Here is a 13211-nt window from a genome sequence, read left to right as displayed (position 1 = left end):
TGCATGGGAGGCGTTCAACGCCCCTTCTTGGCTGCCTGCTGCTTGCGGCATTCGGCGATGGCCGCATCCGACTTGGCGCGCGGTTCAGCCACCGAACGGACCCGGCCGCCGGCCGCGGCGGAGTTGGGGCCGCCATGGGCTTCGTAGGTGCCGGTCTTCTCGTTGTAGCGTACCCGCTCGCCGCGAATGGTATCGAACGGTTTCCCACAGACGTAGCGGATCACGACCGCCTGGCCGATCAGGTCGAAGGTGCTCTTGGAGCCGTCGTATTCGGCGCGCAGGCCCGTGCCTTCGATGAGTTCGAAGGTTTCCGGGCGTTCCTGGCGGATGGTCACGATCTTGCCCTTGTTGGCGGTGGCCGTGCCGAACTGGTTGCCTTGCGCGTCTTCGTTCATTTCCAGCACGTCGGACGTCAGGGTCATGAGGCCGCGCGTCATGTTGACGTTGCCCGTGAAGACGCTCTTCTTCTTCACGTCGTCGTAGTGCAGGGTGTCCGACAGGATCAGCGTGCTGGGCTCTTCCGCCGGCGTCGCTGCCTTGGGCGCCGGATCCGCGGCATGGGCCGGGGCCAGCGCCGAGGCCGTCAGCAGGATGGCGCCGAGCAAGCGGGTCGTCGGGGCAAGGAGAATCCGGAGGTCGGTCATGGTTTTTTCTGGTCAGTGTTGTTGGCGGGAATTTCGGTCCGGCGTTGCTGCCTGCCTTCGGAACCGGCAATTTCCACATCGGTCGATGCCGAAACCTGCAGTTGGCGCGTTTTGTTGTTGTAGTGCATGCCCGTGCCGTTCATGCGCGAACGGCCCTTGATGACTTCCGCCGGCAGGTCGGTGTAGACCACGTCGTCGTCGGGCAAGATGATCAGCTGCTGGCTGCGCACGTCCAGCAGGTCGTTATTGGCGTCCGGCTGGCGGCGCACGTGGGCGTCGCCGTTCATGACGATGCGCTTGCCGCCTTGCTCCATCACCGCGGTCTTGGAGACAGCCACGGTGATGGGGTTGTCCTCGCGCTGGCCCACGGCGCGCGGCGAGGTCACGTGATAGGAATCGTCATCCGGAAAATGTTCAGCGTAGTCGCCTTCCAGCCGGTTGATGGGCTTGCCGTTCGGGTCGGTGCGCAGCATGATGAAATCGCGCGACCAGGCGTCCATTTCGTGGGTGACGCGGCGTGGCGGATCCGTCTGGATGGCCCGCTGCGCGTAATCCGCCGCCCACCACGAACTGGCGACCAGCACCAGCAGCAGGAACAGCGCGATCAGGGATGGAAAACGTTCTTTCATCGGGTCTGCCGCAAGGGCGTATGGGTTGTCCTGGCGATCATTGGATGGCGCCCGGGCCGAGCAGGCCTGGCGCCGCCAGGAAGGCGCCAAGGCGTCCCTGGGCCGCCAGCAGCAGGTCGCAGCATTCGCGCACGGCGCCGTTGCCGCCGGCGTGCGTGGAGACCCAGTGGGCGGCCTGGCTGACGTAGCCCGGCGCGTTCGGCACGCTGGCGGCGAAGCCGGCGCGCTGCAGGGCCGGCAGGTCGATGACATCATCGCCCATGTAGCCGGTCTGGTTCAGTTGGACACCGGAGCGCTGCGCAAGTTCGGCCAGGGCGCCGCCCTTGTCCCGCACGCCCTGGATGACCTCGGCGATACCCAGCTCGGCCGCGCGGCGCGCCACGATGGGGCCGGAGCGTCCGGTCATCAGCGCAACTTTCAGGCCGCCTTCCATCAGCAGGCGCAGTCCGTGGCCGTCCAGCACGTTGAAGCGCTTTTGCAGTTCGCCGTTGTCGCCGTAATAGAGGCTGCCGTCGGTCAGCACGCCGTCCACGTCGAACACCATCAGGCGCACCGCGGCGGCGCGTTCGCGCACGCCGGCGGGGATGCGGGCCAGGACCAGCGCTTCGGCCGGATGCGTCACGGGTACAGAAAGAGTCATAGTCATACCACTTTGGCGGCCATCAGATCATGCATGTGCAGGGCGCCGAGCAGAACGCCGTCGCTGTCCAGCACGAGCATGTGGTTGAGCCGTTGTTTGTCCATTTGCTGGGCCGCCTCGACGGCCAGCGCGTCGGGAGTGATGCTGCGCGGCGAGCGCGTCATGCCGGATTCGACGGTCAGGCTGCGGATGTCGCCCTGGCGGGCAATCAGTCGGCGCAGGTCGCCGTCGGTGAAGATGCCTAGGGGGCGGCGCTGCGCGTCGGTCACGACGGTCATGCCCATGCCTTTGGCGGACATGACCTCGAGCGCCTGCGATACCGGGGTGCCGGCCATGACGATGGGCAGGGCGTCGCCCTGGCGCATGACGTCGCGCACGTGGGTCAGCAGGCGGCGGCCGAGCGCGCCGCCCGGGTGCGAGCGCGCGAAATCCTGCGGGCCGAAGCCGCGGGCCTCCAGGCAGGCGACGGCCAGGGCATCGCCCAGGGCCAGCGCGGCGGTGGTGCTGGCGGTGGGCGCCAGATTCAGCGGGCAGGCTTCCTGGGCCACGCTGGCGTCCAGGTGGACGTCGGCCAGCCGGGCCAGTTCGGACTGCGGGTTGCCGGTAATGGCGATCAGCTTGGCGCCCATGCGGCGGGCGACGGGCAGGATCGTCAGCAGTTCCTGGCCGGAGCCGGAATAGGAAATCGCGATGAGGACGTCGTCCTGGGTGATCATGCCCAGATCGCCGTGGACGGCCTCGGCGGCGTGCACGAAAAAGGCCGGCGTGCCGGTGGAGGCCAGGGTCGCCGCGATCTTGCGGGCCACGTGGCCGGTCTTGCCGATGCCGCTGACGACCACCCGGCCGCGGCAGGCCAGCAGCATCGCGACGGTCTGCGTGAAGCTGTCGTCCAGCCGGGCCGACAGGTCCATCAGGCCCTGGCATTCGATCTGCAGCGTTCTGCGCGCAGATGCCAGCGCGGTCTCGGACGATGTTGTGGGATGGTCAGTCATACGTGGATTTTAATATCAGTATGCGGGTTTGCCCCCGGAAAGGGCGTATGGCATGCTGGCGGGTCATTTCAACGGCTTTCCAACTTTTTTCCAGGCCCGCTCCATGTCCAGCATTTCCAGCCCCGTTCTTGGCACGCCCCTGTCCCCCTTGGCCACCCGCGTCATGCTGCTCGGGTCCGGCGAATTGGGCAAAGAGGTCATCATTGCCCTGCAGCGGCTGGGCGTGGAAGTCATTGCCGTGGATCGGTACGCCGACGCTCCGGGCCACCAGGTGGCGCACCGGGCGCATGTGGTCTCGATGACGGACCCGCAGGCCCTGCGCAAGGTCATCGAACAGGAACGGCCCCACGTTATTGTCCCCGAAATCGAAGCCATTGCCACCAATTTGCTGGTGGAACTGGAAGCGGCGGGCGTGGCCCGGGTGACGCCGACCGCCCGCGCGGCCCAGTTGACCATGAACCGCGAGGGCATCCGCCGGCTTGCGGCCGAGACCCTGGGACTGCCGACCTCGCCCTACCGTTTTGTCGACACCGAAGAAGAATTGCGCGCGGCCATCGACGGCGGCATCGGCTATCCCTGCGTCATCAAGCCCGTCATGTCCTCCTCGGGCAAGGGCCAGTCCGTGATCAAGAGCGCCGACGACGTCGAGTCCGCCTGGCGCTATGCCCAGGAGGGCGGCCGGGTGGGCGGCGGGCGCGCCATCGTCGAGGGCTTCATCCGCTTCGACTACGAAATCACCCTGCTGACCGTGCGCGCCCGCGGCGCGGACGGCCAGGTAGAAACCCGCTACTGCGAACCCATCGGCCACAAGCAGGTCGACGGCGACTACGTGGAAAGCTGGCAGCCGCACCCGATGTCTCCCGCCGCGCTGCAGCGTTCGCGCGACATCGCGCTGGCGGTCACTTCCAACCTGGGCGGCCTGGGCATCTTCGGCGTGGAGCTGTTCGTGGCCGGCGACCAGGTCTGGTTCTCGGAAGTCAGCCCGCGTCCGCACGACACCGGCATGGTCACCATGATCACCCAGGTCCAGAACGAGTTCGAACTCCACGCCCGGGCGCTGCTGGGGCTGCCGGTGGACACCAGTCTGCGCCAGCCCGGCGCCAGCAGCGTCATCTACGGCGGCGTCGAGGCCGCCGCGGTCTCGTTCCACAACGTGGCCGAAGCGCTGGCCGAACCCGGCACCGACATCCGCCTCTTCGGCAAGCCCGAATCCTTCGTCAAGCGCCGCATGGGCGTGGGCCTGGCCGTGGCCGAGGACGTGGCGGCTGCTCGCGCCAAGGCCAAGCGGGTGTCGGCGGCGGTGTCCGTCAAGGCCGGCTAAAGCCTTTTTTCCGTTTTTCCTAGCGGCCACCAGCTCACCGGCTGGTGGCCGCTTGCGTTTGTCGGCGGCTTTAGGCAAAGGCCGGGGAAGGCCGTCTGTCACTGCCGCGACATCATGTCTTGAGATCATCCCCCTGCCGCCAGTGTGGTTTGCGCTTTCGCATGGATTGTTTGATAATTTCGGAAATTCCAGAATTTTCTGAAATCGGTGTAACTATTCTTATCGGCCAGGACCACGCGTCCTGGTCTTGCCGGCGTAGCGCGATCCATGGCCCTGTCCCCTCAAAACGAACGATTCGTCCTGCATTTCGGCGAAATGGGCAGCCGGTGGGGCGTGAACCGCACGGTCGGCCAGATCTACGCCCTCCTGTTCCTGTCGCCCAAGCCGCTGAACGCCGATGACATCGCCGAAACCCTCGGCTTCTCGCGCTCCAACGTCAGCCTGGGGCTGAAGGAGCTGCAGTCCTGGCGGCTGGTCAAGCTCATGCATCAAGTCGGCGACCGCCGCGACTACTTCGAAACTCCCAAGGACGTCTGGGAGATCTTCCGCATCCTGATGGAAGAAAAGCGCAAGCGCGAAATCGATCCCACGCTGACCCTGCTGCGGGACACCCTGTTGGAACCCCCGTCGGGTCCGGATGAGGCGTACGCGCAACAGCGCATGAACGACATGCTGGAGCTCATCGAACTGTCTACCGGATGGTTCGATGAGGTTCAACGACTGCCGCCAGAAACCCTGCAGAACCTGATGAAGCTCGGTTCGAAAGTGCAGAAGGTGCTGGGTTTCGCCGGCAAATTGCGGGGCAAGGGCTGAGCCTGATCCGCCCCGATTTTTCAGGAAACCTCTATGAAGTTGTATGCAACGCTCGTAACATGGCGCGAGAGACGGCCTGGGAACCATGCCGGTTGCCGCGGCACCTCAACTGCTTGGGAGCGACCCAATGATTGATCTCGACGTCGTAAATCTGTCGCGATTCCAGTTCGCCGCGACCGCGCTCTACCACTTCCTCTTCGTCCCGCTCACGCTAGGCCTGTCGTTCATTCTGGCCATCATGGAAAGCGTGTACGTCATGACTGGCCGCGCCATCTGGAAGCGGATGACGATGTTCTGGGGCACCCTCTTCGGCATCAACTTCGCATTGGGCGTTGCCACGGGTGTCGTGATGGAGTTCCAGTTCGGCATGAACTGGTCCTATTACAGCCATTACGTAGGCGACATCTTCGGCGCGCCGCTGGCGCTCGAAGGGCTGATGGCCTTCTTCCTGGAAGCGACCTTCGTCGGCCTGTTCTTCTTCGGCTGGAACCGCATGTCCAAGGTCAGCCACTTGATCGTGACCTGGCTGGTGGCGTTCGGCACCAACTTCTCGGCGCTGTGGATCCTGATCGCCAACGGCTGGATGCAGAATCCGGTCGGTTCGATCTTCAATCCCGACACCATGCGCATGGAGATGACCGACTTCGCTGCGGTGATCTTCAACCCGGTGGCGCAGGCCAAGTTCGTGCACACGGTCAGCGCAGGCTACGTCGCGGGCGCCATGTTCGTCATGTCGATCAGCGCCTGGTACCTGCTGAAGGGCCGCCACATCGACCTGGCCAAGCGCTCGATGGCGGTCGCCGCCAGCTTCGGCCTGGCCTCGGCGTTGTCGGTCGTGGTGCTGGGGGACGAAAGCGGCTATCTCACCACCGAACATCAGAAGATGAAGATCGCGGCCATCGAGTCCATGTGGCACACCGAGCCGGCCCCTGCGTCCTTCAACCTGATCGCCATCCCCAACCAGGCCGAGCGCAAGAACGACTTCGCCATCGAGATCCCCTACGTCATGGGCATCATCGGCACGCGTTCGCTCACCACGCCGCTGCTGGGCATCGACGACCTGATACGTCGCGCCGAGAATCGCATTCGCGACGGCATGGTGGCGTATGAAGCCTTGCAGAAGATCCGCGCCAATCCCAAGGACGTGGATGCGCGCATGGTCTTTGACAAGACCTGGCCCGACCTGGGCTATGCGCTGCTGGTCAAGCGCTATCAGCCCGACATGAGCAAGGTCACCGAAGACGACATCAAGAAGGCCGCCGTCGATACCGTGCCCAACGTGGCGCCGCTGTTCTGGGCATTCCGCATCATGGTCGCGGTGGGCATGTATCTGATCCTGTTCTTCGGCGTGGCCTTCTGGCTGGCCTCGCGCGGGCGGCTGGACAGCCGGCGCGGCCTGCTCAAGGTGGCGTTGTGGAGCTTGCCGTTGCCCTGGGTGGCCATCGAAAGCGGCTGGTTCGTGGCCGAATACGGCCGCCAGCCCTGGGTGATCGAAGGCGTGCTGCCGACCTACTACGCGGCTTCCGGCCTGACCATCGTCGACCTGGCCATCAGCCTGACGATATTCCTGGTGCTGTACACGGTGTTGCTGATCATCGGCGTGAAGGTGATGCTGCACGCCGTGAGGAAGGGACCGAAATCCGATGGGCCGGCGCCCGGAGCTGCCGCCGCCGATCCTGTGCATGCCGCCGTGCGGGCCTGAAGGAGAGACAGCGATGGATACTCTTATTCCTTTCGACTACGGCACGCTGCGCGTGGTCTGGTGGGTGCTGCTGGGCGCATTGCTCATCGGCTTTGCCGTCATGGACGGCTTTGACCTGGGCGTGGCTGCGCTGCTGCCGGTGGTTGCCAAGACCGACGCCGAGCGCCGGGTGGTGATCAACGTGGTGGGACCGGTCTGGGAAGGCAACCAGGTCTGGCTCATCACCGCGGGCGGCGCCATTTTCGCGGCATGGCCCTTGCTGTACGCCGCGTCGTTCTCCGGGTTCTACCTGGCGATGATGCTGGTGCTGATCGCGCTGATCCTGCGGCCGGTCGGCTTCAAGTACCGCAGCAAGATGGAAGGCACCAGCTGGCGCAACCGCTGGGACGGCGTGCTCTGTTTCTCGGGCGTGGTGGCCTCGCTGGTGTTCGGCGTGGCCATGGGCAACATCATCCTGGGCGTGCCGTTCACGTTCGATCCGGTGACCCTGCGTCCGATCTACGAAGGCCACTTCTACCAGTTGTTCATGCCGTTCGCGCTGTTGGCCGGCGTGCTCAGCGTGGTGATGCTGGCCATGCATGGCGCCGTACTGCTGGCCTGGCGCACCGAAGATCCGATTTCGTCGCGTGCCCGCAACTGGGGCAGGCTGTGCGCCTTGCTGACCGCGGCGTTGTTCGCGGCGGGCGGGTTCTGGGTGGCGGGCGGCTTGCCTGGCCATGTGATCACCAGCGCGGTGGACATGGCCGGCCCGTCGGATCCGATGCTCAAGACCGTGGCGGTGCAGAACGGCGCCTGGATGGCCAACTACGCGAAATGGCCGCTGATGTGGATCGCGCCTGCGCTGGGCGTGGGTGGCGCCGTCCTGGTGGCGCTGCTGCTGAGCGTGCGCGCCAACGTGCTGGCGTTTCTGGCCTCGTCGGTGTCGATCGCCGGCGTGATTCTGACGGTGGGCTTTTCGCTCTTCCCGTTCATCATGCCCTCGTCGACCAAGCCGCAGGCCGGCCTGACCATTTGGGACGGCTCGTCCAGCCACTTGACGCTGTGGATCATGGTGATCGCGGTCGCCATCTTCCTGCCCATCGTGACCGTCTACACCGCCTGGGTCTACCGCGTCATGCGCGGCAAGGTCACCCATGAATCGGTCGGCGACACGCCCAACTCATACTGATAAAGGAGCCTCCACCATGTGGTATTTCTCGTGGATACTCGGTCTGGGCCTGGCGTGCGCCTTCGCCATCCTCAATGCAATGTGGTTCGAGCTGCGCGAGGGTCATACCCATGATCCGCGCGCCAGCCGCGACGACGAGTGAGCGGCGGCGCTAGCAGCCTCGAGCACGATCCCTCGGCAACCCTGAACAAACCGCCGCGCGAACAGTCGCGGTGGTTGATGGCGCTCGCCAAGACGGCCAGGCTGCCGCTGATGCTGGCGGGCGCCGCGCCCCTGGTCAGCGGCGCCCTGCTGGTGGTGCAGGCCTGGCTGCTGGCCAGCGTGCTCGATGCGGCCATCGTCAGGCAGGCGCCCCGGCAGGAGCTGCTGGGCGACATCCTGGCCATCGCGGGACTCATGCTGGTGCGCGCCTGCATCACCTGGGCGGGCGAGCGCGCAGGCGCGGACGCGGCCGAGCGTATCAAGCGCCATGTGCGACTGTCGCTTTTCCGGCGTTTGGTGCAGAAGGGGCCGTACTGGAGCCGAGGGCAGGCGTCGGGAGAACTGGCGAGTGCGGTGGTGGACCAGGTCGAGGCCCTGGACGGGTTTTTCGCCAAGTACCTGCCCGCCATGGCGGCCGCCGCCATGCTGCCGGTTGCTTTCTCGGTGGTGGTGCTGCCGATGGACGTGATTGCCGGGCTGGTCCTGCTGATCACGGCGCCGCTGATTCCCTTGTTCATGGCCCTGGTGGGCTGGGGCGCCCAAGGCGCAAGCCGCCGCCACCTGCGCGCCTTTGCGCGCTTGTCGGGCTTCTTTGCCGATCGGCTGCGCGGTCTGTCCACCCTGAAACTCTATGGCCGCGCGGAGGCCGAAGCCGAGTCCGTCGTGGCGGCCAGCGACGCGTTGCGCCAACGCACGATGTCGGTGCTGCGCATCGCCTTTCTTTCATCGGCGGTGCTGGAGTTCTTTGCGGCGCTGGGCGTGGCCGGGGTGGCGGTCTATATCGGATTGACCTACCTGGGATTCCTGGACCTGCGCTGGTCGCCGCTGACCCTGCAGGCAGGGCTGTTCTGTTTGCTGATGGCGCCAGAGGTCTATGCGCCGTTGCGCCAGTTCGCGGCGCACTATCACGACCGTGCGGCGGCGCTCGCGGCAGTTTCGCAGATCTCCCTGCTGTTCGATGGCTTGCCGCAGGCCGGCGATGCTGCAACCGGTGGCGTGCCTGGCGCAGGCAAGGCCGCCGCAGATCCCGGACACGTTCGCGAACGCCGTGCTGCGGGCGCGGCCCTTGTCATTGCGGGCTTGAATCTGGACGCGCCCGGCCGCAGCCAGGCGGTGCTGACGGATGCCAGTCTGGCGCTGGCGCCGGGCGAGCATGCCGCGCTGATGGGCCCCAGCGGCATCGGCAAGTCCTCCCTGATCGAGGCGGTCGCACGCCTGCGTCCGTTCCGGGGCGACATCAGCGTCGACGGCGTGCCCTTGCCCGATTGGGGCGAGGCGGCGCTGCGCCAGCGCGTGGCGTTGATCGGGCAAAAGCCGCAGTTGCTGACAGGCTCCATCGCCGACAACATCCGCCTGGGCCGTCCCGACGCTTCCGATGCCGAGGTGCAGGCCGCCGCGCGCCGCGCCTGCGTGCTGGAGTTCGCCGAGGCCTTGCCGCAAGGGCTGGCGACGCAACTGGGCGGCCGCGGGCACGGCCTGTCCGGGGGCCAGGCGCAGCGCGTCGCGCTGGCGCGTCTGTTCCTGCGCGATCCGGGCTTGATCCTGCTGGACGAACCCACGGCGCATCTGGACGAAGCCACGCAGGCGCGCGTGCTGGACGAGATCCTGGCTTTCTCCGCCGGCCGCACCTTGCTGCTGGCGACGCACGCGCCCGCGGTGGCGGCCCGGCTGGGTCGGACGTTGCGAGTGGTTGGCGGAAAAGTGGAAGACACATGAAGAACCTGTTGTTGCTCCTGCCGCTGTATGCGCGCCGTAAAAGCGGGCTTTTGCTCGCATTGTTCTGCGCGCTGGCGACCGTGGCCGCCGGCGTGGGCCTGCTGGGCGTGTCGGGCTGGTTCCTGACCGGCGCGGCGCTGGCGGGGGCGGGCGGCGCGTTCAATCTGTTTGCGCCATCGGCGCTGGTGCGCGGCCTGTCGTTCCTGCGCATCGTGGCGCGTTACGCCGACCGCGTGGTGGGCCATTCCGCCACGCTGCGCCTGCTGGCTGACCTGCGCGCGAAAGTGTTCTCGGCGTTGATCCGCCTAACGCCGCGGCAATTGGCGCGCTATCGCGACGGCGATCTGGTTGCACGCATGACGGGCGACGTAGATGCGCTTGATACGGTTTTCCTGTTTGTGGTGGCGCCCTTGGTTACCGCCATCCTGGCGGGTGCGGTGTTGACCGCGGTGTTGGGATCGTGGGTGCCCGCGGCCGCGCTGGCGCTGGCCCTGGCCTTGCTGGTCGCATGCGTGCTGGTGCCCTTGTGGCTGCTGCGCGCCGCGCGCAAGCCCGGCGCGGCGGCCCAGGAGAGCGCGGCGGGACTGCGCGCGGCGACGCTGGACGCGGTGGAAGGGCATGCCGACATGGTGGCCCTGCACGCGCAGGCGCAGACAGCCGCGCATTTCGAGCGTCTATGCGAAGCCAGCGCGCTCGCCCGCCGTAGCCAGGCGCGGGTGGCGGCGCGGGGACAGTTCTTCCTGCAGGCCGCCGCCGGCGCATCGGTGTTGGCTTTGCTCTGGTTCGGCCTGGACACGCTGGAGGGAGGGCGCATCGAAGGCCCCACGCTGGCCGGGTTGTTGCTGGCGGTCATCGGAATTTTCGAAGTGGCTGGCCCGATCATGCGGGGCGCATCGCGCATGGGCTCGGCCATTTCGGCGGCGGGACGCATCCGGGAAGTCACGCAAAGCGAGCCGGACATGCAGGATCCGGCAGCGCCCAGCGTCTTGCCCGACAGCGGCGTGCTGGAGCTGGACCGCGTGCGCTTTGCCTATTCCGCCCGAGGAACGTCCGCGAGTCCGCCCGTGCTCGACGGCGTCAGCCTGCGTGTGGCGCCCGGCGAGAGGATCGCCATCGTGGGGCCCAGCGGCGCGGGCAAGTCGACCCTGCTGCACCTGCTCCTGCGACTGGAGGATCCGCAGGCGGGGCAGGTGCGTTTCGGCGGCTGCGATGCGCGCGCCTGTACGCAGGCGGATTGGCACCGGCGCATCGCGCTGCTGTCGCAGGACGCTCCGGTGTTCCTGGGAACCCTGCGCACCAACCTGCTGATCGGCGATCCCGAGGCGGACGACGCCGCCCTGTGGCGCGCGCTGGACGCCGCGAGGCTGGGCGACTTCGTGCGCGGCCTGCCCGATGGCCTGGACACCTGGGCGGGGGAGACGGGGTCGCAGCTGTCGGCGGGGCAGGCGCGCCGCTTGTGCCTGGCGCGTGCGCTGTTGTCGCCGGCTGCGGTCATCGTGCTGGACGAGCCGACGGCTGGTCTGGACGCCGAGGCCGAAGCGGCATTCTTCAGCGATCTGGCGGGCGCCGTGCAGGGACGCGCCGTGGTGCTGGCGACCCACGCGGCCTTGCCCGCAGGGGCGGTCGATCGCCGCTACGCACTGCAGGGCGGCCGGCTACAGCAATGTGAATTGTCATCGCGGACGGCAACCCTGGCTTAAGCGCGGTTGCGAGGTTATAGTTCGCCTTGCTTCAATTCTTCAGGGCCGTCTTCCATGCAGACCGACAACGCCGAGTACATCCGGCGCACCATCCGCAGCGTTCCAGACTGGCCCCAACCCGGTGTCATTTTTCGCGACATCACGCCCGTGCTGCAGGACCCGCGCGCGTTCCGGGTGCTTATTGATCTCTTCGTCTATCGCTACATGCGCCAGCGCCTGGACCTGGTGGCTGGCGTGGATGCGCGCGGCTTCATCGTGGGCAGCGTGCTGGCCTACGAACTCAATCTGGGCTTCGTGCCGGTGCGCAAGAAGGGCAAGCTGCCGTTCCGCACCGTGGCCGAGGAGTACTCGCTGGAGTATGGCAACGCGTCGGTCGAAATGCACACGGACTCCGTGCGCACCGGCCAGCGCGTCCTGCTGGTGGACGACCTGATTGCCACCGGCGGCACCATGCTGGCCGCCATCAAGCTGCTGCAGCGCCTTGGCGCCAATGTGGTCGAGGCGGCCGCCATCATCGACCTGCCCGACCTGGGCGGCTCCGCCAAGGTCGCCGCCACCGGCACGCCGCTCTACACCGTCTGTCAGTACAGCGCCGATACGCCTGCGTAACCCATCAACAGTCGCCGCTCAAACGTCCGACAACCTCGGTTGGATGAAGTCCAGGAAGGCCTTGGTCTTTGCCGGCAGCATGCGCGAAGGCAGCAGCGCGAAGAGCGGCAGAGGCGTCAGGCTCCATTCCGGCAGCACCCGCACCAGGCCCGCTTGCTTGATGGCGCGTTCCATCGCGTCAAAGACCAGCAGCGGCGTGATGCCCAGGCCTTGTCCCGCCAGCCGTCCGAGCATGCCGACGTTGTTGGCCGACAGGCGGCCCGACACCTGCACGCGTTCCACCTTGTCGCCCGAATGCAGCATCCAGAAGGATGACTCCTCGCGCATGGTGGGGCGCAGGCATTCGTGATGGCTGAGATCCGCGGGCACCCGCGGCTCGCCGTGGCGGGCCAGGTACTCGGGCGAGGCATATAGCTGATGGGCCATCAGCACGATCTTGCGCGAGATCAGGCTGGAGTCCGGCTGCTGGCCAAAGCGCAGGATCAGGTCGAACGGATTGCTGATGGGATCGATCGGACGCATGCTCAGATCGAAGTCGCATTCGATATCCGGATGCTGCTCACGGAATTCGCTGATGACGGCGGGCAGGAACAGTTGCGCCAGGCTGGTAGGCAGCGAGATGCGCAGGCGTCCCTTGGGCTGCACCGCCATGTCCAGCAACTGATCGTGAGCAATGCGCGCTTCTTCCACGATATGGCGGCAGCGTTCGAAATAGATGGCGCCGGCCTCGGTCAGGTCGATCTTGCGCGTACTGCGGTTGAGCAGCCGCATGCCGATGCTGCGCTCCAGTTCACTGACGCGGCGCGAGAGCGTGGAGGTCGGAATATTCAAGGCTTCGGCCGCGTGGCTGAAGTTCTTGCGCTTGGCGACTTCGACAAACAGAGCGATGTCGTTAAGCTGGATATCCATGGGGGCCCTCGAGATTCAATTCCATTGCTGGTGGATTCGTATGATAAATGGAATCATTGTCCCGCCAGTAGAAATGTCTATTTCCCCACGCTGAACGGCGTATCCACCCGATCAGCTGCACATCTTCCCTTACCTAGCTTGCTTGCGGCTGAATGCCGGCAAGGCCT

The 13211-nt window shown here is 66.3% G+C and carries 13 protein-coding genes; 8 read left to right on the top strand and 5 right to left on the bottom strand.

Annotated features, from left to right (window positions below; translation table 11 throughout):
• Positions 1-14: 14 nt before the first annotated feature.
• From lptA to NGK62_RS09815, 4 genes are read right to left on the bottom strand one after another with little or no spacing between them, the layout of a single operon-like run.
• A complete protein-coding gene (lptA, locus tag NGK62_RS09830) occupies positions 15-644 on the bottom strand; it encodes a lipopolysaccharide transport periplasmic protein LptA (protein ID WP_059378291.1) in 630 nt (209 codons plus the stop codon).
• Positions 641-1273 carry an LPS export ABC transporter periplasmic protein LptC gene (gene lptC, locus NGK62_RS09825; RefSeq protein WP_059378289.1) on the bottom strand — a complete coding sequence of 211 codons (633 nt, stop codon included), beginning with the start codon at positions 1271-1273 and terminating at the stop codon, positions 641-643. Before lptC ends, lptA begins: the two co-directional genes overlap by 4 nt.
• A gap of 37 nt (positions 1274-1310) precedes the next feature.
• Positions 1311-1919 carry a KdsC family phosphatase gene (locus tag NGK62_RS09820; protein ID WP_118933591.1) on the bottom strand — a complete coding sequence of 203 codons (609 nt, stop codon included), beginning with the start codon at positions 1917-1919 and terminating at the stop codon, positions 1311-1313.
• Positions 1916-2905 (bottom strand): KpsF/GutQ family sugar-phosphate isomerase, encoded by a 990-nt coding sequence (locus tag NGK62_RS09815; RefSeq protein WP_059378285.1) that lies wholly within the window; start codon positions 2903-2905, stop codon positions 1916-1918. The genes NGK62_RS09820 and NGK62_RS09815 overlap by 4 nt, the downstream gene beginning before the upstream one ends.
• 103 nt (positions 2906-3008) lie before the next feature.
• Here NGK62_RS09815 and purT point away from each other — a divergent pair, with 103 nt between their 5' ends.
• The 8 genes from purT (at position 3009) to NGK62_RS09775 (ending at position 12135) form a co-directional block, all read left to right on the top strand.
• Positions 3009-4226 (top strand): formate-dependent phosphoribosylglycinamide formyltransferase, encoded by a 1218-nt coding sequence (gene purT / locus NGK62_RS09810; protein WP_059378356.1) that lies wholly within the window; start codon positions 3009-3011, stop codon positions 4224-4226.
• 267 nt (positions 4227-4493) lie between these two features.
• Positions 4494-5039, top strand: a complete 546-nt coding sequence (locus NGK62_RS09805; protein ID WP_059378283.1) for a GbsR/MarR family transcriptional regulator — start codon at positions 4494-4496, stop codon at positions 5037-5039.
• A gap of 127 nt (positions 5040-5166) precedes the next feature.
• Entirely contained in the window at positions 5167-6741 is a 1575-nt protein-coding gene (locus tag NGK62_RS09800; RefSeq protein WP_059378281.1) for a cytochrome ubiquinol oxidase subunit I, read from the top strand.
• 13 nt (positions 6742-6754) lie between these two features.
• Positions 6755-7909 (top strand): cytochrome d ubiquinol oxidase subunit II, encoded by a 1155-nt coding sequence (gene cydB / locus NGK62_RS09795; protein WP_059378278.1) that lies wholly within the window; start codon positions 6755-6757, stop codon positions 7907-7909.
• Positions 7910-7925: 16 nt separating this feature from the next.
• Complete coding sequence (gene cydX, locus NGK62_RS09790) at positions 7926-8051, top strand: cytochrome bd-I oxidase subunit CydX (RefSeq protein WP_043546919.1); 126 nt, start codon at positions 7926-7928, stop codon at positions 8049-8051.
• Positions 8048-9826, top strand: a complete 1779-nt coding sequence (cydD, locus tag NGK62_RS09785; RefSeq protein WP_502802955.1) for a thiol reductant ABC exporter subunit CydD — start codon at positions 8048-8050, stop codon at positions 9824-9826. The genes cydX and cydD overlap by 4 nt, the downstream gene beginning before the upstream one ends.
• The gene (gene cydC, locus NGK62_RS09780; RefSeq protein ID WP_251878214.1) at positions 9823-11526 is read left to right on the top strand and encodes a thiol reductant ABC exporter subunit CydC; all 1704 of its coding nucleotides are present in this window, start codon (positions 9823-9825) and stop codon (positions 11524-11526) included. The genes cydD and cydC overlap by 4 nt, the downstream gene beginning before the upstream one ends.
• Positions 11527-11580: 54 nt before the next feature.
• Complete coding sequence (locus NGK62_RS09775; protein ID WP_054457754.1) at positions 11581-12135, top strand: adenine phosphoribosyltransferase; 555 nt, start codon at positions 11581-11583, stop codon at positions 12133-12135.
• Between the two features lie 18 nt (positions 12136-12153).
• Here the strand turns inward: NGK62_RS09775 and NGK62_RS09770 are convergent, their stop codons facing one another.
• Positions 12154-13044 (bottom strand): LysR family transcriptional regulator, encoded by an 891-nt coding sequence (locus NGK62_RS09770; RefSeq protein ID WP_059378273.1) that lies wholly within the window; start codon positions 13042-13044, stop codon positions 12154-12156.
• Between the last annotated feature and the right edge of the window lie 167 nt (positions 13045-13211).

Source organism: Achromobacter sp. Marseille-Q4954 (assembly GCF_943737025.1).
GTDB lineage: Bacteria > Pseudomonadota > Gammaproteobacteria > Burkholderiales > Burkholderiaceae_B > Achromobacter > Achromobacter bronchisepticus_A.
This window is presented reverse-complemented; position numbering and strand designations above follow the sequence as displayed.